The following is a 23976-nucleotide window of genomic DNA, read 5'->3' as shown; positions in this document are numbered from 1 at the left end:
GTTCTACGCGGGATCGGCGCCGGGCGGAACGATGGGCAGTCCGGTGGTTCGCCAAGCATTGAAGCCACCTACGACATCGGTACTGCGGTCGAGTCCGATCTGCCGCAGGGAATCGGCTGCGAGGCTGGAGGAGTAGCCGCCTTCGCACATGACGATCCAGCGGATCCCTTTGTGCACGGCTTCTGGGATCCGCGCGTCGCTGGTCGGGTCCAGGCGCCACTCGAGGTGATTGCGTTCGATGACGAGCGCCCCGGCGACCTGGCCGGCTTCGCGTCGCTGGTACTCCGGTCGCGTGTCGACGATGTACGTGTCCTTGTCCTGGCTAGCCGCGTATGCCTCAGCGGGCTCGAGCCGCGAAAGGTGTGAACGTGCCTGGCTCAGGGTCTCTTCGATGCCCACAACGCCTACAGGTAAGGCATGGCGCTCAACTCGCGACCGGGAGATCAGCCAGTCGCCATTCGAGCATCCCGTCGGTGAGCCGAACCGCCTGCAGTCCTTCGGCGTTGAGGGTCCGCACGGCTTCGTGAGCCATCACGCAGTACGAGCCGCGGCAGTACGCCACGATCGTCGTACCGGCGGGCAGTTCGGCGAGGCGGTCGGCGAGTTCGTCGACCGGAATCGACACCGCGCCGGGAATGTGGCCCGCGGCGTATTCCTCACCGGGCCGGACGTCCACGACCGTGACGTCACCGGCCTTCAATCTGCGCAGTAGTTCGTCACGGGTGACCTCGGCGATGTCATCGTTGTCGCCCAGGTAGGCGCGACGGGCTCGATCGACCTCGGCCACATGCTCCGAGGCGACGTTACGCAACTGCGCCCACAGCGCGGCCACATCGCGCCCGGCGAGCCGGTAGTAGACCTTCGTGCCGTCCTTGCGAGTAGTCACCAGTCCGGCCTGACGCAGCAGTTGCAGGTGATTGGAGGCAGTCGTCAACCCCAGGCCGGCGCGGCCGGCGAGCACCTCGACCGAACGCTCGCCCTGGGCCAGCAGGTCCAGCAACTCCAGCCGTTTGGCGCTGCCGAGCGCCTTGCCGACCTGCGCGAACTGCTCGAACAGTGCGGCCTTGGCCACCAGATCACCCATTGACATTCCTCCAAAGATTCATGGAATAGTGTAGGAGTGGATGGTGAACTGAGCAAGATGATCGCCGTGGTGGTCGACGAAGGACTGGGTAACTCCTCCTATCTGGTCGACCTGGGCGATGAGCGCGCGCTGGCGGTCGATCCGTCGCTGGATCTAAGGGCGCTGCGGATCGAAGCCGAGCGGCGGAATCTGACGGTGGCGTTCGCGGCCGATACCCACCTGCATGCCGACTTTCTGTCCGGTGCGGTCCAGCTCGCTGCGGTCGACGGAGCACGCCTGCTGGCGTCGGCTGCGGGCGGCCGTGAGTACGTGCACGAAGGCTTGGCTGACGGTGACGAGGTCGACCTGGGCGGCCTGACCTTGCGGACCCTCGCGACGCCGGGCCATACCGGTGAACATCTGTCCTTCGAGCTCCTCGACGGATCGGAGCAGCTGGGGGTATTCACCGGCGGGTCACTGATCGTCGGCGGCGCCGCTCGCACGGATCTGGCCGGAGCCGATCAGACCGAGCAACTGACCCGGCTGCAGTACCGGTCGCTGCGGAGGCTGGCCGCGTTGCCGGACGCAACAGCAGTCTTGCCGACTCACGGTGCGGGATCGTTCTGCTCAGCTCCACAAGGCGGTGACCGAGTCTCCACCATCGGTCAGGAGAAGCGCGCGAACCCGTTGCTGCAGGTGCGTGACGAGGACGAGTTCGTCGAGCGATTGCTCGCCGGACTGGGGACCTTCCCGCCCTACTTCCTGCAGCTACCGGAGGCCAACCGTCGTGGCCCCGCCCGGATGGAGCAGGAACTGCGGGTACCGGCTCTTCCCTCCGAAAGGTTCACCGCCGCCGCCGCTTCGGGCGCCACGGTGATCGATGTGCGCCCGATCCGCGACTTCGCCGCCGGTCACGTCGCCGGTGCGATCTCCATCCCGCTGCGAGCACAGTTCGCGTCCTGGCTCGGCTGGTTGCTCCAGCCGACCACGCCCTACGTGGTGATCCGCAACCGCGACCAAGACCTCGGCGACCTGGCCTGGCAGGCGGCAAAGATCGGTTTCAGGCTTCCCCTCGGTGAACTCGCAGGCGGCATGCCCGGCTGGAACGGCGAGACCGCCACCACGCCCTTGCTGAAACCTGACCAGGTCGGCGACAGCCACGTCCTCGACGTCCGCCAGGACAGCGAGTTCCAGGCCGGGCATCTCCCGGGTGCCGAGCACATCGAACTCGGCGCGCTACAGGACCGCACAGGAGATGTCGATGCCAGGCAGGTGGTGGTGATGTGCGGGCACGGCGAGCGAGCAATGACCGGTGCCAGCATCCTGCAGCGCGCGGGACACCAGGACGTACAGGTCCTCGACGGCGGACCCGACGACTGGTCCGCCGCCAGCGGCCGGGCCCTGACATGACCACCAAAACCAACGCCCCGCGACTCGGCCTGCGCGCCAATCTCGCCCAGTTCGTGTTGCTGGTCGCGGTCAACGCCCTCGTCGGCGGGATGCTCGGCCAGGAACGCATCGTGTTGCCACTCCTGGCCGACCAGACGTTCGGACTCACAAAGTACACCGGGGCACTGACCTTCATCCTGGCGTTCGGTGCTGTGAAGGCCGCGACGAACTTCTTCGCCGGCACCTGGTCGGACCGCTACGGCCGCAAACCGGTGCTGGTCGCCGGGTGGCTGATCGGGCTACCCGTACCGCTGCTGCTGATCTGGGCCCCGAACTGGGGCTGGGTGATCGCCGCCAACGTGCTGCTCGGCATCAACCAAGGCCTGACCTGGTCGACGACCGTGATCATGAAGATCGACCTCGTCGGCCCAGCCCGGCGAGGCCTGGCGATGGGGCTGAACGAAGCCGCCGGCTACCTCGCCGTCGCGGCCACCGCGATGGCCACCGGCTACCTGGCCGACGCCCACGGTCTGCGCCCAGCACCATTCCTGCTCGGCGCCGCATTTGCCGCACTCGGCCTCGGCCTGTCCACCCTGGCCGTACGCGAGACCCGCGCCCACGCCCACCACGAAGCGGCACACGGAACCCCCGATGGCGATCTGACGACCGCAGAGGTCTTCAGGTTGACCAGCTTCAAGGAACCAGCGCTGTCCTCGGCCTCGCAGGCCGGGCTGGTGAACAACCTGAACGACGGCATGGCCTGGGGTCTGTTTCCCATCCTGTTCACCGCTCATCATTTGTCGCTGACGCGGATCGGTCTGCTTGGCGCGCTCTACCCGGCCGTTTGGGGCTTCGGGCAACTAGCGACTGGCGCATTGTCCGACCGGTGGGGGCGCAAATGGCTGATCGCGGCCGGGATGCTCCTGCAGGCATGTGCCCTGGCCCTCGTAGCGGCAGGCGACACCTTCAGCCAATGGCTCATCGCGGTCACACTGCTTGGTCTTGGTACGGCGATGGTCTATCCCACCCTGCTGGCCGCGATCGGTGACGTCGCGCACCCCGCATGGCGTGCCCGTGCCGTCGGTGTCTACCGGCTGTGGCGCGACGGAGGCTTCGCCGCCGGCGCGCTGCTCGCCGGCATCATCGCCGACCTGTGGGGCATCCCCGCAGCCGTATGGACAGTCGCTGCCCTGACCGCATTGTCCGGTCTCGTCGTGGCCGCGCGCATGTACGAAACCCACCCGAGGAGGAACAGGTGACCCACCCGGCCCTGGCCGACGGACCGATATACCTGGACTACAACGCCACTACCCCTGTTGACCCGCGCGTGAGCGAAGCGATGATGCCGCACCTGACGACCATCTTCGGCAACCCGTCCAGCAGCCACCCGTACGGTGCTGGGCCCAAGAGGGCGCTGGCTGCCGCCCGGGGGCAAGTCGCCGCGCTGATCGGTGCTCACCCGACCCAGGTTGTGTTTACTGGTTCAGGGTCCGAGGCGAACCTGCTGGCACTGCGCGGAGCCGTTCTCGCCTCCGGGCACCCGAGCCCCCACGTGATCACCCAGGCCACCGAACATCCGGCAATCCTCGAGACCTGCCGAGCACTCCAGCGGCTGCACGGCGTACGTGTCACCGTGCTGCCGGTCGGCGCTGACGGTCTGGTCGAACCCGCTGCGCTGGCCGAGGCACTGCACGCCGACACCGTACTCACCCACCGGCACGGCGCCTTGTTCCACACCGACGCAGCCCAAGCCGCCGGAAAGAGCCATCCGTGTGGCTATGACGAAGGCTCTCATAATTCCTGGGTCGGCGGATCGAGTCGCCGCGGCCGCCAACGCCCGTACCGCGGGATGTCCGGACGTCGGCCGTCACAGGCGAGACCAAGAACCCAGCTCACCCGCGTCGGAACCACGCGCGAACGCGTCCATGATGGCGGCGGCGCGAGCTGACGTTGAGATGAAGTCACCGGTAAACGACACGACAGCATCCTGGATCGGGAAGTCACGGGATTTGTCCGCGGGAACCACGTTCTCACCGTCCAGGAGGAAGCATGCCTCGGTATCAACGAAGCGATGAACTACCGCCAAATCGTCGCTGATCGACAGCGTTATGGTCGGGTACACCATCCCCGCCTCCCAGACCTCGGAGTAGCCCCAGCGTTGCTGCACCCACTGCGTTAGCCGGTTGCGGTACGCCCCGGCGTCCGAACGCGTCGGCGAAGGGACAGCCAGACCTGACCCGGGAATCGCAACTGTCCACTCGACGTCCATACAGGGCTCCTTTCGACGGCATCGTCGCGCATTTGTACCAGCAGCCCAATGCTCCTACCCCTAGGCCTGACCGCGCGGAACGCGGCATGTCCGGACGTTGACTACGTGGCTGGCATGCAGAATGTCAGCCATGCTGCTCTCCGCTTCACGACGGCGCGAACGTGTTGCCGTCGAAGCCGTAACGGTGCTCTGTTACGAAGCGCTCGTAGCCATTCGGGGCAGTGCCTACACCGGTCAGGTCCAATCCTTGGTTGATGTCGGGTCGGTGGATGTCGATGTCATGGAATGGATGCGATTGCTGGCAGACGCCTGCCACAACCTGCCGAAGTCCTTACAGCCGTCCGTGGCGGCAGGTCGGAAGCATCGGGCAACCGATGCCGTCCAGTACCTGCTTGCCACAGCGAGCCCGTTACAGCGGCAGTGGCTTGTGGTCACACTTGCGCGCAACGGCATCGATGTCGACGACCTGACTGGCTAGCCTCTGCCGGCGTACGCCAGCCAGCCTCACCGCGCGCATCGCGGCAGATCCGGACTTCACCCCTGGTGCCGCGCGCTTGAACTCGGCACAGGCGTCGCGTCTCCGCTGCTCGTCCTTCGCCGGCCATTCGGCGCGATCAGGCATCGTTACGTGGTCGACCTCGGCGTCTACATCGAAGTCAGGGTAGGCAGCAGCTAGGGCAGGACGTACTAACTCAAGGCGAGCACCCTGACCGAGCAGCCACCAGAGCACGTCCTCCGGGGTGGCGTAGCCGGAGCTTGGTCAACGTAAGCGATGGAGGACCAGCCGCTGGCCTGGCGCCAACTGATCAATACCCGGTCCGCGCTCTGGGGCGAGACCGCGATTTCATCAACCTTCGCCGGGTCCACGAAATGACTCTACTGGTGCCGCGAACACTTGTCGGGGGAAGCGAGTCACTTGTGCGGTCCCTGGTGTCGAACCGACTCCCGTCAGCCTTCCCCCTCGTTTGTTCGCCAAGCGATCATGCGATCCGCGACACCACGCCAGTCCATCGGCTCCCCGCGCTCCTCCGCATGCTCGACGTACTCGGCGAGCCGTTGAAAGAGGACCTCGGCCGTGACTCCCTGCCAGCGGCCGGGGATGGTCATGTGCGTCGTCACGGAGGTCCCAAAAACTGCCCACAAGCCTGCGCTCGACGTTCGTCACCGCAGGATCCTAAGCCGACGACTGCGCGATCGCACATCGGCATGAGCGCCGCGGATCGCGGCATGACAGGACGTTCCTCCCGTCGATTGATGGGGAAAATGCAGTTGTGAACAGCGACGAACTGATCGTGGCCGGCTACGTGCTGGTGGTTCCCACACCTCGGCCGGCTGGCCAGGAGTATGTGCTGCCAGGGACGTTCTTGACGATCAGCGACTGCCTCATGAGCGACCTGCCCCGACCGGGGTTCTGGGATTGGTACGTCGATCACCAGGAGGCTGAGCATGAGCGGATGTCCCGCGCCCCGCACGCCGAGACCGTGACAGTGGCAATGACCGTGGAAGACGCCCTCAATTTCATGCAGCAGCAGGGGGGTGCGGAACAGCCGTACTTCGACCTGCTCAGGACCCAATCCCGGCTTCCTGCAGTCTCAACGGTGCTCGGATATGAGTTGGTCGGCGCAGAATCAACGTTGGACTTCCACTCCTGGCACTGCCATGGCTACGCGGCTGAGGCCTTCGACGAGCTGCGGGTGCAACTCAACGAGTTTGGGTTGATCGACACCTACGCGCAGGCAACCCGAGTGTTGACGTGGATGCTCAGGCAGCCACCGGAGAATCAGCCGGCACCGGTCGAATGGATGGTTGTGGCGATCGCCAGGCCGTAGATCGAGCCAGCGGCTGAACTGTAGAGGCGACGTCCTCAATTCGGCATGACAGGACGTTTGCACAGCAGCGCTTGGTCGGTCCGGAACCTGCTCGCCCAGGACGACCGGCACATCTGACCGCCTAGGAAGTTCGGCACAGAGCACCCCAGCGCAACCGTCCAGGTGGGTCCCCCCCAAGAACCCCCGCACCGGGTTGTGTCAATGGCTCTGTCAATGAAGATGAGTCTGAACATGCCGAGAACGACAGTCATGACAGCCGTCAGGCCCGCCTGTCACGCTGGTGACAGCCCAGAGTGGGTGGCGCGTCCAACTTGTAAAGCGGTGGTTAGGGTTCGAGTCCCTCGTCGGCTCCATCACCAGGTCATATGCCCTGGTAGCTATGAAGTTTTGAGCCCCAACTCGCCGTTTACTCGCCGCTTTCCCCCTCCGAACGTCGAGGTTTGCCGTCAGAGGTCAGGGCCTGTGGACGGTTGTCGATCGTGGTCATCGATGGCCTTGAGTGCCTCGTTGAGGATGCGCGCGGCTTCCGGGTTGAGCACCTTCCGTCCGAGGTACGCGTTCATGGTGGTGGTCGTGTCGGCCTGGCCGAGTTGGTCCGCAATCTTGCGTGCCGACTGGCCGCCGCCGTCCAGGATGGTTGCTGTCGTCTTCCGGAACTTGTGTGAGGGCACCCATGCGAGTTCGTCCGCGAGCGAGGGCAGGCCGGCCAACTCGACCGCCTCCGGCAGGGCAGCCCGGTCGGTTCTGGCCAAGCCGTAGGTCTGCGCCAGCACGACAGCCTCATCGGACTCGACTTTGATCCTGCCTGTTTCGATCAGGCTGATTCTGGTCTTGCGCCAGCCAAGCTGTAGCGGTGGTGTCCATCGCTCCGCGAGTTGCTCCAGCCGGGCCGACGAGCCGTCCAGCGTTGGGTTCGTAGATCGACTCCGCCGATCGCGAGGAGGTCGAACGCAATGAAAGCAGCCGGTGCGGCCTTCACCAGGGCTCTCGCCTTGGGGGGCAGTCACCATGCGGTGTTGCAGCGCGTCGAAGCTGAGCCGGCCGTCGACGAGCATGGTCAGATCACCGTCGAGGACCACGCCGGGCGGGAGCTGCCGTTCGGCAGCTGCGGCGATGTCGGGGAAGCGGTCGGTCAGATCGTTGCGCTGCCGGGACCACACTCGAGCGGCGTCGTTGCCTCGGACAATGACCGCGCGGCTGGTTGACTGAACTCTTCCGAGCACCAGTTGGTGCTACAGCCGATCTCGGAGTCACGGCGGCGCGCGACCTCGGGGTACGGGTGCGGTACGGGCAGAGACACGTCTGCGACAACTCGTACTGTCGCGAGACATTCAGCGGGCGGGCGCAAGCCAGCTCGAGAAATCTCTCTCGGAGGACTAATGAAGGCACGTGCACTGGGCGCACTGGTAGGGGTCGCAGCGGTGCTGAGCGGGTTGTTGGTGGCAAGTCCAGCGCAGGCTGCCAGCGGACCGGTCTACGCTCGCGTGTACTACCCGAACCCCTCCGGCAGTGGTGGGGAGGCCAGCGCGGACCTCAACTTCACCGGTCGGTCAAATGTCACGGTGCGGTACCTCAAAGTGCGCGACGTCTGTCCCGGTGACGGCCGCCCGGTCCGGGCCGTCCTGGTCGCGACCCGCACCGACGGAAGTCGTGTAAACATCTCCCCGTACTACTCGGACACCAACGGTTGCGGCTCCGACGGCACCCAATTCCCGACGGTCAAGCTCGGCTTAGGCGGCGGCCAGCGAATCAAATCGTTGAGCCTAAAGGTGTGCGTCTACACAGCAGCGCTCGGCAACGTGAAGTGTGTGACCAGTTCGGCCCGGTCCAACCCCTACACCTGAGTCTTCTGACAGAAGTAAGTGACTCGAACCAATCCTCAAACAGCTGTAACAGCGCCATCTTCGCCGCCGGCGCCTGGCCGGGGCCCGTCGTCGACGGGTGCGGCCCGACTTCAGGCACGGAGTGTCGAGGCAGACGTTCGGCGCGATCGACAATCACGCCTGGCGCTGCATCACCAAGTGGATCTTCCACAAATACTCCCGGCTCAGCTGGCAACAACTGCGCGGCCGGTTCTGCCTACCGGGCTCCTGGACACTCGCCCATGAAGGGACCAGGTTCACCGGCGCATCCAGCGTCAAGGTGTTCCGCTACGGCGGAAACAAGATCCCGACTCCATGGACACCGAGACCGGCAGCCGCCATCCCTGGCGGTTGACCAACGGCCAAGACACGTGGAGCGCCCGGTACGTGGAGACACGCACGCCGGGTGCGGCGGGCGGGCCGGGGAAACCCACCGGGAGCAATCCCGGCAGGGCGCCCCGGTCCGACCCAACCCAGCGGCAAACGGCGAGTGGTAGCGATGCGGCATCGTGAACAGTGAACTTGCCCCACGGACGCGTGCCGCCGTACGGCGGAATAGCGCTTGGGTGACGGCAGCGGCTGTTGTGGACGTAACGTCGCCTGGACACCGCCGAGCTCCGACAGCGGCCCCAGCCCTGCAATCTGCCGCGTAGGAGCGGTTCGCCGCCCGCATCCCGCCGGGCTGACGGGCGGGTCAGCTGGTGAAGGGTTCCAGTGCGAAACGGCCGATCGCTACGAAGGCGGCCAGGGCGAGGTAGGCCCCGTCCCCCAACGCGGCTTTGGTTTCGCCACGGCGGATCCGCATGATCACGGCGCCGATCATGAGCAGCGTCAGGCCGCTGGCCGCCAGCGGTACCAGAATCGGCGCTATGTCGAGCAAGGCTGGCAGGACCAGGCCCACGGCACCGAGAATCTCGAGTGCTCCGATGACCTTGAGGGTGCCGGGCTTGAAGTCGAGGACCCAAGCCGCGGCGTCCATCATCCCGGCCATCTTCTCCCGTGGGACGAACAGCTTCCCGAAACCGGAGAGCAGGAAGACGGCCGTCAGCAGGCCGGTGATGATCCACAATGCGATGTTCACGAGTCTTCTCCGTGTCAAAAATGTCTGGGGATGGCGGCCGGCCCCGGGGGCCCGGGGCCGGCCGAGAGCCTGAGAGGGAATGTCGGCGTCAGCCGAACTGTCCGGGCTGGTACTCGCCGCCGGGCGTCCGGGTGATCACGTTCAGCCGGTTGAAGGCGTTGATCGTGCAGATCAGGGCCACCAGGGCCATCAGTTGATCCTTGTCGAAGTGCTTCGCCGCGTTCGCCCACGCCTCATCGGTGACGCCGCTGGAGTCTGCGAGGCGGGTGCCCTGGTCGGTGAGTTCCAGCGCCGCCCGCTCCGCCTCGGTGTAGACGGTTGTCTCCTCGCCAAGCGCCGACCAAGTTGATCCGCACCAGGCTCTCGCCGGCGACCGCGGCATCCTTGGTGTGCATGTCGAGGCAGCCGACCATGGTCACCACGTCCGGCTTGTCCGAGCTGAGCAGGAGGGGGAGGAGGTTCTTCACGGTCAGGACGGTTCCGGTGGCGCCGGAGGCGATGGTGTCGACGATGTCGGCGTCGGAGGCGGACTGGAGGTCGGGCCTTCGAGGTAGCGGGACCGTTGTCGCCGGCGACTTGACCGAATCAGGCGGTGAAGGACTCGGGGCCGAAGCGGCCCCAGGCCACGAAGGCGGCCGCACCGAGGTAGAAGAAGTTCAGCGCGACGAATTTGTACTGGCCGTAGCGGGTATGGGTGAGCATCGCGCCGATCATCAACAGGATCCAGCAAACCGCGGTCACCGGCACCATCACCGGTGCGATGTCGAGCAGGGCAGGCAGGATCAGGCCGGCCGCGGCCAGGATCTCGAGCACGCCGAGGGTTCTGACGAAACTGGCGCCGGCGTGCTCGGTCCATCCCCCACCGGACTTTCTGCCCAGTTCGTCCAGCTTGTCCTTGGGCATCAACGCCTTGGTGGCGCCGCCGAACAAGGCGAGGGCGGCAAGCAGCCCGGCGACGATCCAGAGGGCGAGGTTCATCAGCTTCTCCTTGAGGTGCAGGCGCGTCGGGCCCGTTATCGATCCGGCCGAGCCGTTCGTCGCCGCCGGGCAGCCGAACGCTGCCGTTCGCGGCGTCACCGTTGGCTTCCCGACGGTGCAACTGGTCGGGCATCAGACCCCGCCCGTACCGGGTATGTGACACCACCTAGCTATGACGTGCGCCACATCAACTGATGTGGCGCACGTCATGTAGCTGCGGTGTCACAAAGGACGGAGTCGCCGGCGCCTTATGCCGGACCAGAGGGCTCGATCTCGGATCAGGACAGGAACCAGTTGATGACTATGACGGAGCAAGGAACGGGTTCGCTGGCAGGGAAGGTGGCGGTCGTGACCGGGGCGGGATCCGGTATCGGCGCGGCGACTGCGGCAACGCTGGCGGCCCGGGGAGCGCGGGTCTGCTGCGCCGGCCGTAATGTCGAGCGGGTTGAGCGGACGGTCGAGAAGATCGTGGCTGCTGGTGGCGAGGCGTTCGGGCTGCGGGTCGACGTGGCATCGCCGGAGGACAACGATGCGATGGTTCGCGAGACGGTCGCCCGTTACGGCGCCGTACATGTCGCCCATCTCAACGCTGGAACGGGGCACTGGGCCGGCGTACTGGATTACCCGTTGGAGGAGTGGGACCGCACGATGGCGGTGAACCTGCGCGGTGTCCTGCTCGGTTTGCAAGCGGCGGGCCGGGCAATGCGCGACGTGGGTGGTGGCTCGGTCGTGGTCACCTCGTCGGCGGCCGGGCTCACCGGTGTTCGGATGTCGTCGGCGTACTCGGCGTCGAAGCACGGTGTGATCGGGTTGGTGAAGTCGGCTGCCCTGGAGCTGGGGCCGGTCGGTATCCGGGTCAACACCATCTGCCCGGGGTACATCGCCAGCAACGACCTCATGCGGAAGATGGGCGAGGAGCTCGACGTCGACAGCCGATTTCCACTGCGCCGGCCGGGGCGCAGCGAGGAGGTCGCCGACCTGGTCGCGTTCCTGGCCAGTGACAGCGCGGCGTTCATCACCGGCAGCGTGTTCACCATCGATGGCGGCTGGCTGGCCGGCGGCATTGATCTCCTCCCGGACGATTCCGCGGAGCAAACAACCAGCGCCGACCGGGTTGCCGCCCTGGCCAACACGTACTCCCCGAACTTGTAGTGCTCGTTAGTACTACAGCCGTAGGTCGTGATCTTCATGCTTGAGCGGCTCGACGCCGGTAGTGGCTGGTCTGGGATCGAGCCTGCCGGCGGCGTCGCCAGAAGGACCAGCGAAGTCGGTAGAGAGGGTCGTCAAAGACGGTCCGGTTGACGAGCGTGATGAACAGTCGTTGGATCTCGTCACAAGTGAGCGGTATCAGCTCGTCGGGCGAGGGATACCCTCGTGTTCGTTCGCGCGGAGGACAGCGAGGAAGGCATGCGCGAGCATGGCCAGGGTGCCCAGCGGGACCAGAACGGGTAGCGGTGGACCTGCTGCTTGGCTTGCGCAGTGCCTCCTAAGCCGCTTAGGCGCGGTGGATCGCCCCGCCTTGCACGCAACCGACACTCGTGCTCCTCGCCGGCAGCGGGCAGTACCGCACGCGGTGGTTCTGCGAGTACCGCCACTGCCTGATCATGATGTCCAGCATTTCGTCGGCTTTGTGGCGTGGAGGCACCCGTCGGCCGAACGTCGTGGGGCAGTTTGGCCTTGTCGAGAATCGCTTTCCAAGCGTCGTTCTCGGTGGCTGTAACCGGCTTGAACCAGCGGGATTCCTGCACGCGACTGCGATCGTCGTGCGGATCGAACCCACACGACTCCAGATCGGTGTAGACGGTCTGGCGGGTTTAGCCGCGCGGCCTCGGCCAGCGTGCTGACGTTCGTTTCGCCGTAACGCCACGCAGTGAAGGGGCCCTGCGGATCACGCTACGGTCCGCTTGTCACCAAGTACAGTGAGTGCGCCTGCTGCAATTGATTGGGACGTGCGTTCGACGGCCGGTGACGGCGGCGGTCAGTCGGTGACGGCGATGGCGTCGATCTCGATCAGGTATCCGGGTGCGGCCAGTGTTTCGACTCCGATGAGTGTGTCGGTGGGTTTGTGGTCACCGAACAGCTCGATGCGGGCCTGCTCGATGATCGGCAGGTACTCGCGGCGGTGGCCGACGACGTGGATGCCGAGCCTGACGACCTGGCTGGGCCGCGCACCGGCCGCGGACAGCGCTCGGCCAAGGTTGGCGAACACCTGCTGGGCCTGGCTGGCGAGGTCACCAGCGTGGACCAGGTTGCCGTCGGAGTCGTCGGACATCTGGCCGGCGATGAAGACGAGTTTGCCTCCCGTCGCGGTGATCACGTGGCTGTACGTCGTCGGCCGGTCCAGGCCGTCCGGCTGGATGATCTCCAAGGGCATTGCTTCCGTCCTCCCAGGGGCTGACGAGCTGGTCGGCGTTATGTGTCCTGGCTGAACTGAATGATCTGAAGGTAGTTCCCGTCGGGGTCGGCGAACGTTCCGAACCGGCCGGATGGGCGGTCCGCGACCGGTGTCAGCCAGGCAACGCCGGCAGCCTGAAGCTGCGCCTCGACGGCGTCGAAGTCGTCGACGTGGAAGTTGAGGATCATCCTGCCCGGCTGGGTGTTCTTCGGGTCGACGTCGTCGCGCTGGTCGATGACCAGCAGGAAGCCGCCGAGGTCGATCGGCCCGTTGCCTTCATGGTCCGGCGCGAGCGTGTTGCGGTACCAGTCGCGCAGTTCCGCAGGCCGCCTCGAGCCGAGGAGGATGCTGCCGGGTCGTGCATTCATGAAAAGGGTCTCCTTGCCGTTGATGTAGCCGACTTCTGTGTTCAGCCGGGGTCTAGCCGGCGACGGATTCCATCCGGGCGCCGATGACCTCGACGTCGTCGGTGATCTCGTTGGGCAGACCTGTGCCGGTGGTGATGAGCTTGCGGAGGCTGTGTCCGACGTAGAAGCCCCAGCTCTTGTGGCAGACGTCGTAGCACTCGAATTCCGGTACGAGGCCGACGTGGGTGAAACGCAGTACGGTCCGGCCGTCAGCTCCCGCAGAGATCTCGAAGCGGATCTCTGTGTCGGTCCACTCCGCCTGGTCCTGGACGAAGGAGAAGGTGTTGTCGAGAACACGCCAGACCACTCGTTGGCTGGGAACTACGTCGACCAGCCGGATCCGGCTGTGGTGAACGTCCGGTACGTCGTACACGAACTCGTCCGCCGGTGCCGCGGTACTGCCGGTGATGTTCTTCGACCACCAGCCCCGGACGTCGATGACCGCCTCGAACACCTTCGCGGGCGTCTGGTCGAACTCCTGGATGATGCTGGTGCCCTGCTCGGTCACGGTCTGCCTGCTTTCGTTCGTGGGACGAGGCTGCGATGGAACGCAACGTTTGGTTGCGTCAGAATGTATCGAGAATTTGGGTGTAGTGCAACCGATGGTTGCTCTATATGATCACAGAGCAGTGGGAATCTGTGCCCAGAGCAGCGATGCCGTTCTTTGTTGCACAACCTTTGGTTGCGCGACGTCGGGCGAGCTGTTAGCTTGCCAGGCAACGACTGGTTGCATGTTCAGGAAGCGGTGAAGGGTATGGAGTACGGCAGCATCGAACGGGAGATCCACGTCGACGCCTCGCTCGAAGTGGTCTACGAGGTCATCAGCAGCCCCGAGCACATCTCGGAGTGGTGGGCCGACTCTGCTGCGGTCGAAGCGAGGCCCGGCGCGGTCGGTGAGCTTGTCTGGGGCGACCGGGTCGAGGTGGTTCCGATCACTGTGGTGAACGCTGACGCGCCTCGCTTGTTCTCGTTCCGTTGGGCCTATCCGGACGGTAGGGCCGACGACTCCGCCAACTCGCTGCTGGTCACCTTCGAGCTCACCCCGTCGGGCACCGGTACGAAGATCCGGCTCACCGAGACCGGGTTCCGGGAGATGGGCTGGGAGGCCGCGAAGCTGGAGGAGCAGTACCGCGACCACGGCGCCGGCTGGGACATCTTCGTTCCGCGACTGGGCGAGTATCTCTCGCGGCTGGTCTCGAGCCGATGAGCGTCGCCGTCGATGACGACCTGTGGTCCGCGGTCGGGGATCCGACTCGTCGGCGGATGCTCGATCTGCTCCTCGCCGAAGGCGACGGCACGGCAACCAGCCTCAGCGAGCAACTGCCCGTCACCCGGCAGGCCGTCGCGAAACATCTCGGTGTGCTCGACCGCGTCGGCCTGGTGCACGCCTCGCCGGCCGGACGGGAGAAGAGGTACCAGGTGGACGAGGCGCAACTCGCTCGCGCGGTCGCTCAGTTGTCCTCGGTAGGGGCAGCGTGGGACGCCCGGCTCCGACGTATCAAGCGGATCGCTGAGGCGATTCAACGCGGCCAGGACCAGCACGGAAAGCGATGACAGCAAGCATTCTGCTTCGCCGATGAGCTCGGGAAGAGGAAACCAACGATCATTCGTTGCGTAGGACCTCGGCGATTGCGACGCGGGCGGCGGAGCGGGCCGGGACGTAAGCGCCGGCGGCCGCGATCAGGATGCCGGCGAGGATGAGCAGGACGAGCAGGGCGACACGGTGATGCTTCACGCCACAGGCGCGCTGGGATGCGTCCGTGTCGCGGGCGTCGATGGAACAGCTTCTCGAGCACGAGAATCCTGCGGTCAGGAAGGCTGCACGGACTGCTGTTCGTAGGTTCGATGCCGGCTGGGGGACGGGCGGTCGTCGAGAAGATCTATGCGGTGGCTCCGTATAGCGATAACAGGTGGTTGAGGGCCTGGAGGTCGCCGACGAGGGCGACGGTGCCTTCGGTGAGGGCGGAGTCGAGGGATGCTGGGTTGGCCAGCAGGCTGCCGAGTGTTTTGGGGTCCGTGCGGAGCGAGATGTCGGCTGTGGTGGGTTCACCGGTCCGTACCTCGACCTTGCCGGAGTCCACGGAGACCGTCCAGACCGAGCCGTCGAGGTCGAGGCGACAAACGATCGGCGGTGCTGCCGGGTCGGGATGGGCGCCGATTCGCAGGAAGTTCAGCACCGAGGTGGCGCTGAGCGAGGTGGGCTCTGGGGGGTGCGGGGCATCGATCCCCCATTCGCTCAGGCCGAGGACGATCGGTTCCAGCTTCCGGCCCCACTCTGTCAGTTCGTAGACCTGCGGGCCTGCCGTTGGCGCCAGTTTGCGGCGACGGATCACCCCGTGATGTTCGAGTTCTCGAAGTCGGTCGGCAAGCAGGTTGGAGCTCGCGTTGGGCAGGGCGTGCCGCAACTCGGAGAAGCGTTGAGGGATCAAGGTCAGCTCCCGGATGACGAGCAGTGCCCACCGCTCCCCGACGACGTCGAGAGCCCGAGCCATCCCACATGAGTCCCGGTAACTACGGCTGGTCGGCATGGCTACTCCCTCTCGGCATGACCACTCCCTGCTTGCATCCAACCCGATCCTAACTCAGAACCAATAATGGTTGTTTTTAACAACTCATTGCGGTTATCGTCGGCAGCAGAGCCTGGCGGACCAGCGCCAAGGTCGCGCAACAACCCGGCAGACAGGAGCCTGCAATGAGTACTTCGCTTTCGACACAGACCCCAGCCTCAGCTCAGAAGCCCCATGCGACGATCGTGGATCCCGATGCGCACCAGGTCTTGTTCGAGAATGAACACGTTCGGGTGATCCAGGCGCGCGCCTCACACGGTTGGGAGAGTGCGATGCACTCGCACCAGCCGATGCTCGTGGTCAACCTCGGCTCCGGGCGACAGAAGGTGACCTGGGCGGACGGGACGACGCAGATCGTGGATCTGAACCCCGGTGCGGTCGTCTGGCAGGAAGACGCTTTCGATCACGCCTGGGAGTTGCTGGCGGGCGAAGTGAACGTGGTGCTCGTTGAGGTCAAGTCGGCAACCGACGGTAAATAAGGGCTCGCGGGGGCTACCGGGTCTGGTTGCCGTCGAGCTTCACACAGCCGGTCAGGCCGCAGCCGGGATCTCGGGGCCAGCTCGCTGTACTTGCAGTGGGCGGTGGGCGTGCAGGACGGGCTCAGGCATGCAGGGTGGGTCGGTAGATGAGTTCTTGGGTGTGGCCGTCGAGCGTGCGGGTCTCGATCAGTTCAAGGTCGAAGTCGGCCGCATCCTGGAAGATCGGATCGACCCCGGTCTGACCGGTGATCACAGGAAAGAGCGTTACCTGGACGCGGTCGACCAGACCGGCGGCCATCAGGGCCCGGTTCAGCGACAGGCTGCCGTGTGAGCGCAGCGGCACCTCGGACTCCTCCTTGAGGCGGGCGACGATGTCGACGACGTCGCCGCTCACGACGGTTGCGTCCGGCCAGTCGAGGGGTCCTTCCAGCGTGCTCGACACCACTGTTGCCGGGAGGTTTCTCATCCGGGTGACCCATGGGTCAAAGGCCTCGGAATCCTCGGTGCTCGAGGCCAGCATCTGCGCGTGCGCCCGATACGTGTTGGCCCCGAAGACCATCCGCTGCTCCTCGCCGTACAAGGCGAGGCGGTGCGCGAGCAGTTCGGGGCCTTGCTTGCCCCAGTAGCCGCCCCAGTCGCCGCCGTCATAGGCGCCGAAGCCATCGAGGCTGGAGAAGACGTCGAAGGTGTAGGTAGCGGTCATGATGCTCTCCCTGAGTACGGCGGGTCGCCCGGTCGGCGGCCGCTTACCCCCACTACGAACACCTCGGCGCCGATTCGACCGCCTCCCGGACTTCTTTTAAGGCTGTCTGAAGGGTGGGGCGGACGCTGGTGGTGTCCGGTACCACAGGGAGGGGAAGGTCATGGATAGCGTGTACACCGAGGAGACCGCGGGGAAGCAGGAACGGCCGAAGTTGCGGTTTCCGATGATGAAGAACGATCAGGGTGGGATCGGGGGCGTGCATCTCGGCGATGTCTGCCACAACCACGTCCTCACCGAGGTCTACGCCGACTTCGACGGTGAGGGGCACCTCGTCGAACTGCACACCCACGACATCGGTAGCTGCTGACCGCAGCAGCCAGGCTGGCGATTCGGCGGCTGTCAGGCAGCCGTCGGATCCCACTCCGACTGTGTTCAGCGCGATGTGGTCGGCGGCGTGGTTGCTTCGGTGAGGGCGGCCAGTACTGCGGCGACGGCGGGTGGGTCGGGTGGGTCGCCGTAGGTGGCGGCGTAGATCTGGCGGTGGAAGCTGGGGAGTTCGGCGGCGTGGATGTCGGGTCGGCGGTGGGCTTGGAGCGCGAGGCCGGGCAGGGTGGTGACGCCTATGCCGGCGGCGACGAGAGCTTGCACGACCACGATGTCGTCGCTGTGTGAGGCGATCCTGGGGGTGAAGCCTTCTCGCCGGCACACGGCGAGCAGTTCCGCCTCGCACCGAGCGCAGCCGCCGATCCAGGCGGAGTCGCGGTGGTTCGCGAGGTTGTCGTCGGGTTGCCGGCTGATGAGGTAGATCGGGTCCTCGCCGACATGGAGGAGGCGGAATCCCTCTTCCCCGACCGGGGCGTCGGCGTACCGGAAGACGAGCGCGACGTCGATCTCGCCGTGTCGCAGCATCTGTAGCGCTTCGACCGGGTGCTGGTCGATCAGGCTCAGCTCGATGCCCGGGTGCGCCCGCGTCAGCGCGGCAGCCGCCTTCGGCACGATGGTGCTCAGCGCCGATGCGTTGGCGGCCAGCCGGACCCGCCCTGCCTGCAAGCCGACCTGGGCCGCGAGTTCGTTGGTCGCCGCGTCGACCCGTCCCAGGATCTCGGCGGCCCGGTTGGCGAGCAATCGCCCTTCCGGCGTCAGCCGGATCCCGCGACCTACCCGTTGAAGGAGCTTGACGCCGGTGGTCGCTTCCAGGCGGGACAGGTGGTGGCTCACCGACGGCTGGGAATAGTGCAGCTCTCTTGCCGCTTCGGTCACCGACCCGTGCCGGGCCACCGCGGCCAGCACCTTGAGATGGACCAGATTGAGCATAGATCAAAGATATCGATGTGATCCGCGCCCAATTGGCATTGGACGGCATGCTTCGTCTCTTTGATGCTGTTGCTACGGAAGCTGACGGGAAGGAGAGAGCAAATGGGCAGGGTGATCAGCGACATCACGATCTCGGCCGACGGGTACTCGGCCGGGCTCAACCAGAGCGAGGAACGCCCGTTCGGCGACGACGGCGGCGACGGCTGGGCCGACAAGCTGCACGCCTGGTACGCCGAAACGCCCGAGGAGAACCGGGAGGAGGTCGACCAGACGATCGCCGCCAAGGCATTCATCATGGGGCGCAACATGTTCGGCCCGGTGCGTGGCGAGTGGGATCGACAGTGGAACGGCTGGTGGGGCGACAATCCGCCGTACCACGCTCCGGTGTTCGTGCTCACCCATCACGCGCGCGAGCCGCAGCCGATGGACGGCGGTACGACGTACTACTTCGTCACCGACGGAATCGAGTCAGCACTGGCACAGGCTCGCGCGGCGGCCGGCGACGGCGATATCGCGATCCAGGGCGGCGCGACCACCGTCAATCAGTACCTCGCCGCCGGTCTGATCGACGAGTTGCGGCTGCACATCGCGCAGTTGACGCTCGGCGCCGGCACGCGGCTGTTCGAGGGTGTCCCACCGCTGAAACTCGAGCAGGTGAAGTCGCGGGCGACGACCGTGGCCACGCACGTGACCTACCGCGTGCTGCGCTGAACTGGAGGGCTCGGTGAACGGATAATCGGTTGCCTGGTGGTGACGGTGCTGGATGCAATGTCCGGCATGGTCACCCAGGTACGCCCGTCATCGGAGCGGACTGACGGATCAGCCGTTCAGATCGGCGCTCTCGTTCCGCTGACTCGGCCTGGCTGGGTCGAGGCAGACGGTTCTCCGCGAGCGGTTGGCCGAGGCGCCCTCGTTCGTCGCCTTCGAGGGCTACGACACGATCGCCGTCCTCGCCGATGTACTGCGCTCTCACGGCGCGGACCGGGCGCGCACTGCCGAATCCTGGCCGCGCGTCGCAGTCGAAGGCACCCGCGGGCAGATCCAGTTCTCCCGCACACCAGGCATCAGCGTCTGGCAATGGGCTCGGACCCCAATCCAAGTTGTCGATCGAGATCCGGCGAGCCCCGACCGCTTCCGGATCCTCCACGCCAGCTGAGAGAGCAGACCTCAAGTTCGCGGTGTCGGATTTGCCGGTAGTTGCAGAGCGGATCCGTATCGCCGGGTCCTGTCCGCTGCCTAGGGTCGACTGTATCCACAGACTCAGTGAGGAGAGTTCGTGCACAGACGTTTCGTCGCCGGCCTGGGATTTGCGACCATCCTGATCGCTTCCCTCGCATTGGCGCCAGCCCAAGCCAGGCAAACCCAGAACGCTGATCCAGCCAAGCCGACCCTGATTCACGGCTACGACCGCTCGATGCTCGAGGCCTTGGCCACGTCGCGCAACTCGACGATCGAGGCCGCGGCGGCGCACCTGACCGCACAGTCGAAAGCCGTCTCCGCTCTGCGGAAACTGCAGGCCTCGTCGCCCGATGTCGACGGGTCGTACTTCGTCGACTCCGACGAAGCGCTGCGGGTCAACGTGTCCTCGGCCGCGACCGCGGCGAAGGCCCGCGCGGCCGGGCTCGTCCCTCGGATCGCCATCCGTGGGCTCAGTGATCTGGATGCGCTCTCGAAGCAGGCCGCCCAGTTGGCCGAGGACGCAGGCGTCGACGACTTCAGGTCCACCAGGCTCGACGTGGAGGCTCAGGAGGTCGTCGTCACGTTGGGCCAATCGCCCGGCGCCAAGAAGCTCGGTCTGCGCCTGGACAAGATTCCGGGGGTCGGCGTCGAGTACGCCGCACCCGGCGACAAGTTGCCGCAGCCCGCTGCCACGCACATCGGCGGCAACGGGATGGAGATGTCCAGCGACGGCGTGAACGGTTCCGGAGTCTGCACGCAGGGGTTCAGCGGTCTCAGGCAAGGGGCCCTGATGATGCTGACCGTCGGCCACTGCTTCCTGGGCTCCGGCGACTACGCGTATGCCGGGCCACCGAGTACCTCCACTTATCTCGGCCGGATCATCGGCAACGGGTACCGGTACTTCGCACCGAAGACCGCGCCGGCGCCCGACGTGGCGCTGCTGGCCCTGACAGCCTCGGCAGGGGCCTACTCGAGCATCAACACGCATGTGGCGGAGGGTTACCGCCCGATGGCGACCATGCAGGTCCCATCGAAGAACTTGTCAGTCTGCAAGTCCGGCACGAGGTCGGGATGGTCCTGTGGGCTGGTGGGTGATCCTGCCGGATCGGTCGAGTGGGCCAACGAGCACGGAGCCTCCATCGGGTACGTCGGGCCGCTGTGGTTCGCGGACTTCTGTGTGGTCGGCGGCGACAGCGGCGGACCCATCGTGGCGGGCAACAACGCGATCGGGCTCGTCTCGGCCAAGTACACCAACAACTGTCCCGTCAACTCGGCGTGGACGCACCGGATTCACAATCAGACGCTGTTCACCGCGTTGAACGTCGTCCTGAACTCCTACCCCGGCACCACGACGAACTTCTGATCCCCGAGCCCACCCACTGCCGGCGGTAGTCGCAGTGGGTGGGCTCGTATGACGCCGGCGCCCGGCCGGCGCCGCGGTCACTCTCCAGAGTCCGAACAAACTCGGGCTTAATTTGTCCGGAGTCTTGACGGAAAAATTCGGTCGTCCCTACGGTGCGGGCATGTCGAGCCAGCCGGGAGTGCACGCACTCGTTCGCCGTACCCATGAGGAACGCGTACTGCGTGCCCTCCGGGAGGGCGGCGCGATGAGCCGCGGCGAGATCGGGGCGATCGTCGGTCTGTCCCGCTCGACCCTGTCGGAGATCACCGGGCACCTGTTGCAGCGCGGCGCGATCGTCGTGGTCGACACCGATGCCGGGCGGCGAGAGGGTAGCGGGCGGCCCGCCGAACGGCTGGCGCTCGACCCGGGCTCCGGCCAGTTCATGGGGATCGACTTCGGCCACCGGCGGGTCCACGTGGTGGTGGCCGACGCCTCCCACGAGATCTTGATCTCGGGCTCGACGCCGTACCACGACGACACCCCCTGGGCGGAGCGGATCAGCCACGCGTTCGCCATGATCGACCGGCTGAGCGCCGAGGCGAAGGTCCACTTCGGCGCGTTGCAAGGCATCGGCATCGGCGTCCCCGGGCCGTTCCCAAGGCCACCGGCCGCGAGCCCGCGCCCCACCACAGGGCCGGCCGGGCGCGGCTGGGCGGACGGCCTCAACGCGGCCTTCACCGACCGCTTCGCGGCGCCCGTACTGATCGACAACAACACCCGGCTGGCCGGTCTCGCCGAGGCGATCAGTGGCGGCAACGGCGGCGGCAACGGCGTCGATGACCTCGTCTACGTAAGGCTGTCCGACGGTGTCGGCGGCGGCCTGGTCGTCGGCAGCCGGCTGGTGACCGGCTCGGCCGGACTGGCCGGAGAGTTCGGGCACGTCACCGTCGAACCGGACGGCACCGAGTGCCGCTGCGGCAAGTTCGGCTGCCTGGAGACCGTCGCCTCGGTCCCTGCCATCCTGCGCCGCTGCCAGGAACTCGGCGTCCCGCTCGCCGACCTGACCGAACTGGAGTCGGCGGTCCGTCGCTCCCATCCGGTCGTCGACCAGGTACTACGCGCTGCCGCGGCCGCCGTCGGCCGGGTCGTCGGCGTCACCGCGATGAGCTTGAACCCGGCCAAGATCGTGATCGGCGGCGAGATCACCCGGATCGCCCCGGTGATCGTGCAGCAGGTCGCCGCCACGGTGGCGTACGAACTGTTCCCCAGCAGCGCGCCGGGACCTGCCGTCCTCGCCGCCCAGTTGTCGCACGAAGCCGGCGCCGTCGGCGCGCTGGCCGCACTGTTCCACAGCAGTCCGCTGCTGGTGGGTTATCCCGAGGCCGACGCCTGGCCCACCCCACGCCACCTCACCCCTGAAGGAGTGGCTCATGGCCGTTCTCACTAACCGCGACACCGCCGGCACCGCACCGCCGGCCGGCGACCGTCCCCAGGACACACCCAGACGGCGGCCTCCGAAGGCACCCCAGGTGTCGGCGGGCCGGGTTCAGCGCCGCGGTCTGCCGCTCGCACTCAACGCGGTCTCCGTGCTGCTCGGCATCGGGCTCTGGTGGCTCCTTGCCGAACTCGGCCTGAAACTGCCGACGCCACCTGAGGTGGTGAAGCAGGCAGGCACGTTGATCGCCAACGGCACGCTCGGCAAGGACGTCCTGGCCAGCCTGATCCGGGTACTGGCCGGCTTCGCGCTGGGCACCGCGGCCGCCGTACCGATCGGCTTCCTGATGGGCTGGTACGGCGTCGTCCGCGGCCTGGTGGAGCCGTGGGTGCAGTTCTTCCGGACCATCCCGCCGCTCGCGATCATCCCGCTCGCGATCGTGTTGATGGGCATCGGCGAGGCGCCGAAGATCTTCGTCATCTTCCTGGCCGCCTTCCTGGCGTGCGTGATCTCGACCTTCCAGGGCGTCGTGAACGTCGACAAGACGCTGATCAACGCGGCCCGGGTACTGGGCGCCAACGACCTGACCATCTTCGCCCGGGTAGTGGTTCCCGCGTCGACGCCGTTCATCCTCGTCGGCATGCGGGTCGGGCTCGGTTCGGCCTGGGCGACCCTGGTGGCCGCCGAGTTGATCGCCGCGCAGCAGGGACTCGGCTACCGGATGCAGAACGCCCAGTTGTATTACGACCTGCCGACGATCTTCGTCGGCCTCATCTCGATCGGGATTCTCGGCCTGCTGATGGACCGGCTGCTGTTGCTGGCCGAGCGCAGGCTGACCGGCTGGCAGGAGCGACGATGACGACCGATGCCCTCACCACCACCAAGATCTCGGTCCAGGGCGTGACGAAGACCTATCCGCTCGGCCGGGAGACCTTCACCGCCCTCGACCGGGTGTCACTCGACATCGCCGACAACGAGTTCGTCACCGTGGTCGGGCCGTCGGGCTGCGGCAAGTCCACCTTGATGAACATCCTCGCCGGGCTGGACGAACCGACCGACGGCAAGGCGCTGGTGGACTCGGTCCAGGTGTCCGGCCCGTCGCCGGAACGCGGCGTGATCTTCCAGCAGTACGCGCTGTTTCCCTGGCTGACCGTCCGGCAGAACGTGGAGTTCGGCCTGCGGACCGCGCACGTACCGCGGGCCGAGCGGCGGGCGCGAGCGCAGTACTTCATCGAGATGGTCGGTCTGGAGCAGTTCGCGGACGCGCTGCCGAAGATGCTGTCCGGCGGGATGCGGCAGCGCTGCGCGATCGCCCGGGCGTACGCCGTCGATCCGTCGATCCTGCTGATGGACGAACCGTTCGGCGCGCTCGACGCGCTCACCCGGGTGAAGCTGCAGGAGCAGTTGCTGGACACTTGGAGCAAGGAACGCCGCACGGTGCTGTTCATCACCCACGACGTCGACGAGGCCGTCTTCCTGGCCAACCGGGTGATCGTGATGGCCGCCCGGCCGGGCCGGATCTACGACGTCGTCGAGGTCGACCGGCCCTACCCACGGACCGAGGAGTTCCGGCTCAGCCCGGAGTTCGCCGCGCTGCGCAACCGCGTCTGGCACTCCGTCTACCACCAGGCAGGCCGTACGGCCGCCGACTCGCCGTCGCCGACGGCCTGACCCCGAAGGATCC

33 protein-coding genes and 1 pseudogene are annotated in these 23976 nt (G+C 66.3%); 18 read left to right on the top strand and 16 right to left on the bottom strand.

What is annotated here, in order from left to right; genetic code table 11:
- Window positions 1-3 precede the first annotated feature (3 nt).
- Together ABD255_RS05575 and ABD255_RS05570 are read right to left on the bottom strand one after the other, a co-directional pair.
- On the bottom strand, window positions 4-399 hold the full coding sequence (locus tag ABD255_RS05575) for a rhodanese-like domain-containing protein (protein ID WP_344210461.1): 396 nt from the start codon (window positions 397-399) through the stop codon (window positions 4-6).
- A gap of 25 nt (window positions 400-424) precedes the next feature.
- On the bottom strand, window positions 425-1084 hold the full coding sequence (locus ABD255_RS05570) for an ArsR/SmtB family transcription factor (protein WP_344210459.1): 660 nt from the start codon (window positions 1082-1084) through the stop codon (window positions 425-427).
- A 36-nt stretch (window positions 1085-1120) separates the two neighbouring features.
- Here ABD255_RS05570 and ABD255_RS05565 point away from each other — a divergent pair, with 36 nt between their 5' ends.
- The 3 genes from ABD255_RS05565 to ABD255_RS43625 are packed head-to-tail and all read left to right on the top strand — an operon-like array spanning window position 1121 to window position 4400.
- Entirely contained in the window at window positions 1121-2473 is a 1353-nt protein-coding gene (locus ABD255_RS05565; RefSeq protein WP_344210457.1) for an MBL fold metallo-hydrolase, read from the top strand.
- Window positions 2470-3711 carry an MFS transporter gene (locus ABD255_RS05560; protein ID WP_344210455.1) on the top strand — a complete coding sequence of 414 codons (1242 nt, stop codon included), beginning with the start codon at window positions 2470-2472 and terminating at the stop codon, window positions 3709-3711. Before ABD255_RS05565 ends, ABD255_RS05560 begins: the two co-directional genes overlap by 4 nt.
- Window positions 3627-4400 (top strand): cysteine desulfurase family protein, encoded by a 774-nt coding sequence (locus tag ABD255_RS43625; protein WP_425554381.1) that lies wholly within the window; start codon window positions 3627-3629, stop codon window positions 4398-4400. Before ABD255_RS05560 ends, ABD255_RS43625 begins: the two co-directional genes overlap by 85 nt.
- Here ABD255_RS43625 and ABD255_RS05550 read toward each other — a convergent pair.
- Window positions 4320-4721, bottom strand: coding sequence for a hypothetical protein (locus ABD255_RS05550; RefSeq protein WP_344210452.1), 402 nt, complete (start codon window positions 4719-4721; stop codon window positions 4320-4322). The two genes, ABD255_RS43625 and ABD255_RS05550, sit on opposite strands and share 81 nt — an antisense overlap.
- 130 nt (window positions 4722-4851) lie before the next feature.
- Here ABD255_RS05550 and ABD255_RS05545 point away from each other — a divergent pair, with 130 nt between their 5' ends.
- On the top strand, window positions 4852-5199 hold the full coding sequence (locus ABD255_RS05545; protein WP_344210450.1) for a hypothetical protein: 348 nt from the start codon (window positions 4852-4854) through the stop codon (window positions 5197-5199).
- A 470-nt stretch (window positions 5200-5669) separates the two neighbouring features.
- Here ABD255_RS05545 and ABD255_RS05540 read toward each other — a convergent pair whose 3' ends face one another.
- Window positions 5670-5840: a hypothetical protein gene (locus ABD255_RS05540; protein WP_344210448.1), complete on the bottom strand. Its 171-nt coding sequence runs from the start codon at window positions 5838-5840 to the stop codon at window positions 5670-5672.
- A 152-nt stretch (window positions 5841-5992) separates the two neighbouring features.
- Between ABD255_RS05540 and ABD255_RS05535 the strand changes: the two genes are divergently transcribed.
- The gene (locus ABD255_RS05535; RefSeq protein WP_344210445.1) at window positions 5993-6550 is read left to right on the top strand and encodes a hypothetical protein; all 558 of its coding nucleotides are present in this window, start codon (window positions 5993-5995) and stop codon (window positions 6548-6550) included.
- Window positions 6551-6996: 446 nt separating this feature from the next.
- Here ABD255_RS05535 and ABD255_RS05530 read toward each other — a convergent pair whose 3' ends face one another.
- On the bottom strand, window positions 6997-7605 hold the full coding sequence (locus tag ABD255_RS05530; protein WP_344210443.1) for a hypothetical protein: 609 nt from the start codon (window positions 7603-7605) through the stop codon (window positions 6997-6999).
- A gap of 429 nt (window positions 7606-8034) precedes the next feature.
- On the opposite strand from ABD255_RS05530, the gene ABD255_RS05525 reads away from it, so the two are divergent.
- Both ABD255_RS05525 and ABD255_RS05520 read left to right on the top strand, forming a co-directional pair.
- Window positions 8035-8394, top strand: a complete 360-nt coding sequence (locus tag ABD255_RS05525) for a hypothetical protein (RefSeq protein ID WP_344210441.1) — start codon at window positions 8035-8037, stop codon at window positions 8392-8394.
- Window positions 8395-8515: 121 nt separating this feature from the next.
- A complete protein-coding gene (locus tag ABD255_RS05520) occupies window positions 8516-8767 on the top strand; it encodes a hypothetical protein (protein ID WP_344210439.1) in 252 nt (83 codons plus the stop codon).
- A gap of 339 nt (window positions 8768-9106) precedes the next feature.
- Here ABD255_RS05520 and ABD255_RS05515 read toward each other — a convergent pair whose 3' ends face one another.
- From ABD255_RS05515 to ABD255_RS05505, 3 genes are all read right to left on the bottom strand, one after another.
- A complete protein-coding gene (locus ABD255_RS05515; protein WP_344210437.1) occupies window positions 9107-9493 on the bottom strand; it encodes a DoxX family protein in 387 nt (128 codons plus the stop codon).
- Between the two features lie 88 nt (window positions 9494-9581).
- The gene (locus tag ABD255_RS05510; RefSeq protein ID WP_344210435.1) at window positions 9582-9875 is read right to left on the bottom strand and encodes a carboxymuconolactone decarboxylase family protein; all 294 of its coding nucleotides are present in this window, start codon (window positions 9873-9875) and stop codon (window positions 9582-9584) included.
- Between the two features lie 203 nt (window positions 9876-10078).
- Window positions 10079-10471 carry a DoxX family protein gene (locus ABD255_RS05505; protein WP_344210433.1) on the bottom strand — a complete coding sequence of 131 codons (393 nt, stop codon included), beginning with the start codon at window positions 10469-10471 and terminating at the stop codon, window positions 10079-10081.
- Between the two features lie 297 nt (window positions 10472-10768).
- Here ABD255_RS05505 and ABD255_RS05500 point away from each other — a divergent pair, with 297 nt between their 5' ends.
- On the top strand, window positions 10769-11623 hold the full coding sequence (locus tag ABD255_RS05500) for an SDR family NAD(P)-dependent oxidoreductase (protein ID WP_344210431.1): 855 nt from the start codon (window positions 10769-10771) through the stop codon (window positions 11621-11623).
- Between the two features lie 34 nt (window positions 11624-11657).
- On the opposite strand, the pseudogene ABD255_RS05495 reads toward ABD255_RS05500, so the two are convergent.
- The 4 genes and pseudogenes from ABD255_RS05495 to ABD255_RS05480 all read right to left on the bottom strand — a co-directional run.
- Window positions 11658-11934: pseudogene (locus ABD255_RS05495) on the bottom strand (IS701 family transposase); the annotation flags it as partial.
- Between the two features lie 515 nt (window positions 11935-12449).
- The gene (locus ABD255_RS05490) at window positions 12450-12845 is read right to left on the bottom strand and encodes a RidA family protein (protein ID WP_344210429.1); all 396 of its coding nucleotides are present in this window, start codon (window positions 12843-12845) and stop codon (window positions 12450-12452) included.
- 38 nt (window positions 12846-12883) lie between these two features.
- On the bottom strand, window positions 12884-13234 hold the full coding sequence (locus ABD255_RS05485; RefSeq protein ID WP_344210427.1) for a VOC family protein: 351 nt from the start codon (window positions 13232-13234) through the stop codon (window positions 12884-12886).
- A gap of 52 nt (window positions 13235-13286) precedes the next feature.
- Window positions 13287-13781 carry an SRPBCC family protein gene (locus ABD255_RS05480; RefSeq protein ID WP_344210425.1) on the bottom strand — a complete coding sequence of 165 codons (495 nt, stop codon included), beginning with the start codon at window positions 13779-13781 and terminating at the stop codon, window positions 13287-13289.
- A gap of 246 nt (window positions 13782-14027) precedes the next feature.
- Between ABD255_RS05480 and ABD255_RS05475 the strand changes: the two genes are divergently transcribed.
- Both ABD255_RS05475 and ABD255_RS05470 read left to right on the top strand, forming a co-directional pair.
- Entirely contained in the window at window positions 14028-14480 is a 453-nt protein-coding gene (locus ABD255_RS05475) for an SRPBCC family protein (RefSeq protein ID WP_344210423.1), read from the top strand.
- On the top strand, window positions 14477-14827 hold the full coding sequence (locus ABD255_RS05470) for an ArsR/SmtB family transcription factor (protein WP_344210421.1): 351 nt from the start codon (window positions 14477-14479) through the stop codon (window positions 14825-14827). Before ABD255_RS05475 ends, ABD255_RS05470 begins: the two co-directional genes overlap by 4 nt.
- A 49-nt stretch (window positions 14828-14876) precedes the next feature.
- Here the strand turns inward: ABD255_RS05470 and ABD255_RS05465 are convergent, their stop codons facing one another.
- Window positions 14877-15008, bottom strand: a complete 132-nt coding sequence (locus ABD255_RS05465) for a hypothetical protein (protein ID WP_344210418.1) — start codon at window positions 15006-15008, stop codon at window positions 14877-14879.
- Between the two features lie 145 nt (window positions 15009-15153).
- Window positions 15154-15765 (bottom strand): winged helix-turn-helix transcriptional regulator, encoded by a 612-nt coding sequence (locus tag ABD255_RS05460; protein WP_344210415.1) that lies wholly within the window; start codon window positions 15763-15765, stop codon window positions 15154-15156.
- A gap of 260 nt (window positions 15766-16025) precedes the next feature.
- Between ABD255_RS05460 and ABD255_RS05455 the strand changes: the two genes are divergently transcribed.
- On the top strand, window positions 16026-16319 hold the full coding sequence (locus tag ABD255_RS05455; protein ID WP_344210413.1) for a hypothetical protein: 294 nt from the start codon (window positions 16026-16028) through the stop codon (window positions 16317-16319).
- 121 nt (window positions 16320-16440) lie between these two features.
- On the opposite strand, the gene ABD255_RS05450 is transcribed toward ABD255_RS05455, so the two are convergent.
- Window positions 16441-17022 carry a dihydrofolate reductase family protein gene (locus tag ABD255_RS05450; protein ID WP_344210411.1) on the bottom strand — a complete coding sequence of 194 codons (582 nt, stop codon included), beginning with the start codon at window positions 17020-17022 and terminating at the stop codon, window positions 16441-16443.
- Window positions 17023-17182: 160 nt separating this feature from the next.
- Here ABD255_RS05450 and ABD255_RS05445 point away from each other — a divergent pair, with 160 nt between their 5' ends.
- Window positions 17183-17389 carry a hypothetical protein gene (locus tag ABD255_RS05445; RefSeq protein WP_344210409.1) on the top strand — a complete coding sequence of 69 codons (207 nt, stop codon included), beginning with the start codon at window positions 17183-17185 and terminating at the stop codon, window positions 17387-17389.
- A 65-nt stretch (window positions 17390-17454) separates the two neighbouring features.
- Here ABD255_RS05445 and ABD255_RS05440 read toward each other — a convergent pair whose 3' ends face one another.
- Window positions 17455-18336: a LysR family transcriptional regulator gene (locus ABD255_RS05440; protein ID WP_344210407.1), complete on the bottom strand. Its 882-nt coding sequence runs from the start codon at window positions 18334-18336 to the stop codon at window positions 17455-17457.
- A gap of 102 nt (window positions 18337-18438) precedes the next feature.
- Here ABD255_RS05440 and ABD255_RS05435 point away from each other — a divergent pair, with 102 nt between their 5' ends.
- From ABD255_RS05435 to ABD255_RS05410, 6 genes are all read left to right on the top strand, one after another.
- Window positions 18439-19047, top strand: a complete 609-nt coding sequence (locus tag ABD255_RS05435; protein ID WP_344210405.1) for a dihydrofolate reductase family protein — start codon at window positions 18439-18441, stop codon at window positions 19045-19047.
- A gap of 184 nt (window positions 19048-19231) precedes the next feature.
- On the top strand, window positions 19232-19492 hold the full coding sequence (locus tag ABD255_RS05430; protein WP_344210403.1) for a hypothetical protein: 261 nt from the start codon (window positions 19232-19234) through the stop codon (window positions 19490-19492).
- Between the two features lie 120 nt (window positions 19493-19612).
- Window positions 19613-20878 (top strand): S1 family peptidase, encoded by a 1266-nt coding sequence (locus ABD255_RS05425; RefSeq protein WP_344210400.1) that lies wholly within the window; start codon window positions 19613-19615, stop codon window positions 20876-20878.
- Between the two features lie 160 nt (window positions 20879-21038).
- Complete coding sequence (locus tag ABD255_RS05420) at window positions 21039-22304, top strand: ROK family transcriptional regulator (protein WP_344210398.1); 1266 nt, start codon at window positions 21039-21041, stop codon at window positions 22302-22304.
- A complete protein-coding gene (locus ABD255_RS05415; RefSeq protein ID WP_344210395.1) occupies window positions 22288-23151 on the top strand; it encodes an ABC transporter permease in 864 nt (287 codons plus the stop codon). The genes ABD255_RS05420 and ABD255_RS05415 overlap by 17 nt, the downstream gene beginning before the upstream one ends.
- On the top strand, window positions 23148-23963 hold the full coding sequence (locus tag ABD255_RS05410; protein ID WP_344210393.1) for an ABC transporter ATP-binding protein: 816 nt from the start codon (window positions 23148-23150) through the stop codon (window positions 23961-23963). The genes ABD255_RS05415 and ABD255_RS05410 overlap by 4 nt, the downstream gene beginning before the upstream one ends.
- Window positions 23964-23976: the final 13 nt, after the last annotated feature.

It is taken from the genome of Kribbella sancticallisti (assembly GCF_039530625.1).
GTDB lineage: Bacteria > Actinomycetota > Actinomycetes > Propionibacteriales > Kribbellaceae > Kribbella > Kribbella sancticallisti.
This window is presented reverse-complemented; position numbering and strand designations above follow the sequence as displayed.